General features: G+C 63.2%; 4 protein-coding genes. 2 read left to right on the forward strand and 2 right to left on the reverse strand.

The genetic code is table 11. The features are described 5' to 3' along the window. Positions 1 to 224: DUF599 family protein (locus FNA46_RS25070; RefSeq protein WP_143127968.1), on the forward strand; the 224-nt coding region annotated here is incomplete at its 5' end. Positions 225 to 239: 15 nt separating this feature from the next. After that, positions 240 to 1,235 (forward strand): heparan-alpha-glucosaminide N-acetyltransferase, encoded by a 996-nt coding sequence (locus FNA46_RS25075; RefSeq protein WP_244618045.1) that lies wholly within the window; start codon positions 240 to 242, stop codon positions 1,233 to 1,235. Positions 1,236 to 1,323: 88 nt separating this feature from the next. Here FNA46_RS25075 and FNA46_RS25080 read toward each other — a convergent pair whose 3' ends face one another. Further along, positions 1,324 to 1,710, reverse strand: a complete 387-nt coding sequence (locus FNA46_RS25080) for a MerR family transcriptional regulator (protein ID WP_143127970.1) — start codon at positions 1,708 to 1,710, stop codon at positions 1,324 to 1,326. Between the two features lie 102 nt (positions 1,711 to 1,812). Further along, positions 1,813 to 2,302: magnesium transporter (locus tag FNA46_RS25085; RefSeq protein WP_143127971.1), on the reverse strand; the 490-nt coding region annotated here is incomplete at its 5' end.

A 2,302-nucleotide genomic window follows, 5' to 3' on the forward strand; every position in this document is an offset into this window, starting at 1 on the left:
CCGCCGCCGAGCGCGCGGCCGATCAGGTGATCCGCATGAACATCATCGCCGCGCGCCACTTCAATGCGGGGCTCCGGACGATTTTTCTGTCCATCGGCTATCTCGGCTGGTTCATCGGGCCCTATATGTTCATGGCGTCAACGCTGTTCGTGATCTTCGTGTTGATCCGTCGTCAGTTCTTTTCGGAAGCCCGACGCGCCATCATGGATCACCTCCAACCCTGAATCCGGATTGTCCGCTTGTCTTCCACCGATGCCTCCCTGCCCGTCGCCGGCTCCCGCACGCCGCGCATCCTGCTGATCGATACGCTGCGCGGGGTAGCCCTTCTTGCGATGGCCTCCTACCACTTCACCTGGGATCTCGAATTCTTCGGCTACCTCGAAGCGGGCACCGCCACGCATGGCGCCTGGAAGATCTATGCCCGGGTGATTGCCAGTTCCTTCCTGTTTCTGGTCGGCGTCAGCCTGCTGCTCGCGCATGGGTCCGGTGTGCGCTGGCAGGCATTCGGCAAGCGCCTCGCCATGGTCGCTGGCGCAGCGCTCGTCATCAGCATCGCCACGCGCTTCGCGATGCCGGAGGAATGGATCTATTTCGGCATCCTGCACAACATCGCCCTCTCCAGCCTGATCGGACTTGCCTTCCTGCGCCTGCCGCCGCTTCTCACAGGGCTGCTATCGCTGGTGATCGCTGGCCTGATGGTACTGAACAATTGGGTGGCGCCCGGCATTCTCGACAGCGAGATCTTCAACACCCGCATGCTCGCCTGGATCGGCTTTGCAGACACCATGCCGCGGTCCAACGACTATGTGCCGGTCTTTCCATGGATCGCCGCCGTTCTGGCCGGCATTGCCGTCGCCGGACTGCTGCGCAAGCACGGTGGCTTTGTGCGGCTCGCCAGCCTGCAGGGAAAGGCGAACAGACTGACCTGGCTTGGACGCCACAGCCTCGTCTTTTATCTCGTCCACCAGCCGGTGCTGATCGGCCTTGTCTATCTGGCCACGCTCGTCGCACCGCCACCGGCACCCGATCCGCTGGCAAGCTTCACCCGCAGTTGCGAGCGATCCTGCCTTGACGATGGCAACGATGCCGGCCTGTGCACACGCTTCTGCGGCTGCACCGCCGAACGGGTGGTCTCCCAGTCGCTGTTCCAGCCGATGCTGAACGGCACGCTGGACGCCGCCGGCCAGGAGAAGGTCCGGTCGATCGCGCAGGAATGCACGGCGATCAGCCGCTGACAGCCGCAGCGCGCCGCCACACCTCGCCTCGTACGTCAGTGCAAAGAAGCGCTCCGCACGAGGCGGAGGATGCCGCGTTGGAATGGAATCAGGTGCCCACGCCGATTTCGGCGAGCCGCGTCAGGCAGGCTTCCTCGACATTGTCGAGTTCGTTCAGGGTGTCATCGATGTCCTTGCGCTTCTGGCGCAACTCGTCGCGCTTTTCGTCGATGCGCTTCATCAGGAGCTTCAGCTGGCCCATCTCGCCCGGCGGCTCCTTGTAGACCTGAATGATTTCCCGGATCTCGGCGATGGTGAAGCCGATGCGGCGGCCGCGCAGGATTTCCTGGATCAGGCGCCGATCGGCGGCGCGAAACAGCCGGGTGCGGCCACGCCGTTCCGGGTGAATGAGGCCTTCATCCTCGTAGAACCGCAACGTGCGCGTCGACACGCCGAATTCCCGGGTGAGCTCGGTAATGCTATAATATTTTTTCAAGCCAGCTTCCTGCATCGCGCTCTCACAGTAATTGACTTTTACGTAACAGTCAATTTTACGCCGAGGCATGGCCTCTGGCAGACCTGCCAGGCAAGACGCCACTCAGCCGATGGCAAACCACCAGGTGGCAAGGCCGAGGAAGGAGAAGAAGCCGGTCACATCCGTCACCGTGGTCACGAAGACGGCGGAGGAAACGGCCGGATCGGCGCCGATCTTGTCGAGCAGCAGCGGGATGAGGATGCCGGCCAAAGCCGCAGCCATCATGTTGATCAGCATGGCCGACGCAATCAGGCCGCCGATGCTGGTATCCTGAAACCAGAGGCCGGCACAGACCCCGATCAGCACGCCGAAGATCAGGCCGTTCAGCAGGCCGACGCCGGCCTCGCGGCGCACGACGCGCCAGGCATTGTGAATGTCGAGATTGCGGGTGGCGAGCGCGCGCACCGTGACCGTCATGGTTTGCGAGGCGGCGTTGCCGCCCATGCCGGCAACGATCGGCATCAGCACGGCGAGCGCCACGATCTGCTGGATGGTCGCATCGAACAGCGCGATGACGGAGGCCGCCAGGATCGCCGTCATCGCGCTGTTCGAT

The sequence above is a fragment of the Affinirhizobium straminoryzae genome, assembly GCF_007004135.1.
Taxonomy (GTDB): domain Bacteria; phylum Pseudomonadota; class Alphaproteobacteria; order Rhizobiales; family Rhizobiaceae; genus Neorhizobium; species Neorhizobium straminoryzae.